The 204-nt window shown below is 52.0% G+C and carries 1 protein-coding gene; it reads right to left on the bottom strand.

Annotation, left to right across the window (positions count from 1 at the left end):
* Positions 1-188 (bottom strand): hypothetical protein (locus tag GQ598_RS11190; RefSeq protein ID WP_237410365.1); only part of this gene is annotated, 188 nt, incomplete at its 3' end.
* Positions 189-204 lie beyond the last annotated feature (16 nt).

The following is a 204-nucleotide window of genomic DNA, read 5'->3' as shown; positions in this document are numbered from 1 at the left end:
CGCCGTCGCTCGGTCTTAACGCACCGGCTATGATTACTCGTATCATCCTGATACTCGCCTCTTCGAGGCCATCTTCGCTTTGCTCCGATGTTCAAATTTGTTCCAGACAAATTTGTCGCTCCAGACGGAGAATAGCCTCGCCAAACATCCCTGTTTGGCGTGCTAACCTCGCTCTGTTGTCGGCACATTCTGACGCCGGAATAA

Source organism: Gilliamella sp. Pas-s95, assembly GCF_009795795.1.
Classification (GTDB): domain Bacteria; phylum Pseudomonadota; class Gammaproteobacteria; order Enterobacterales; family Orbaceae; genus Gilliamella; species Gilliamella bombicola.
Note: the sequence above shows the minus strand (reverse complement) of the source record. Positions and strands in the feature narration are given on the sequence as shown.